Origin of the sequence: Roseivivax isoporae LMG 25204, from assembly GCF_000521865.1 — a bacterium.
GTDB classification, from domain to species: Bacteria; Pseudomonadota; Alphaproteobacteria; order Rhodobacterales; family Rhodobacteraceae; genus Roseivivax; species Roseivivax isoporae.
Genome location: NZ_JAME01000172.1, coordinates 1 through 430, shown reverse-complemented (window position 1 = coordinate 430; position 430 = coordinate 1). Strand labels below are relative to the sequence as shown.

Sequence of the window (430 nt, the reverse complement as noted above, 5' to 3'; positions counted from 1 at the left end):
CCGTCCTCGTCGAGGGCGAGTTCTGGCACGTCATGATGCCGCCGCTGCAGGACGACCTGCGGGGGACCTCGCCGATCCTGGTGGATGGCCGCGAGGCGGTGGCGGTGGCGATCGCGCTGCAGCAATACGCGAACCGGCTGTTCACCAACGACGCGACGCCGCCGTACATCTTCACGATGGACGGCAACTTCAAAGGGTCCGAGGACAAGAAGAACTGGCTCACCGCGTGGCGCCGCTGGACCACGGGGCGCAACCGGCACCAGCCGGGGATCGCCGAGTACGGCATGAAGCCGCACCGGATGGGCCTGACCGCCGAGGAGGCGCAGTTTCTCGAGACCCGGAAAGAGCTCTGGCTCGACATCGCGCGGCTCTGGCGGGTGCCGCCCCACAAGGTCGGGATCCTCGATCGGGCGACGTTCTCGAACATCGA

General features: G+C 67.7%; 1 protein-coding gene. It reads left to right on the top strand.

All coding sequences use genetic code 11. The features are described 5' to 3' along the window. On the top strand, positions 1 to 430 hold a 430-nt coding region (locus RISW2_RS23210), incomplete at both ends, for a phage portal protein (RefSeq protein ID WP_043776034.1).